Here is a 254-nt window from a genome sequence, read left to right on the forward strand (position 1 = left end):
GAGCACTGGAAGCTCGACAATTTGATCGCGATCGTCGATGTGAACAACCAGCAGGCCGATGGCCCGTCGACGCAAGTCATGGCGTTCGAGCCGCTGGTCGACAAGCTCGAGGCGTTCGGCTGGTACACGCAACGCGTCGACGGCAACGACATCGATGCGGTGAAGCGCGCGTTCGACAATGCGCGCCGGCATGCCAAGCCGCAGCCGCGCATCATCGTCTGCGACACGAAGATGGGGTGCGGCGTGCCGTTCCT

General features: G+C 63.4%; 1 pseudogene. It reads left to right on the forward strand.

What is annotated here, in order from left to right:
• A pseudogene (locus SB751_RS33030) lies at positions 1 to 254 on the forward strand (transketolase); the annotation flags it as partial.

This window comes from Cupriavidus sp. SIMBA_020 (assembly GCF_046535395.1).
In the GTDB taxonomy this organism is placed as follows: domain Bacteria; phylum Pseudomonadota; class Gammaproteobacteria; order Burkholderiales; family Burkholderiaceae; genus Cupriavidus; species Cupriavidus campinensis.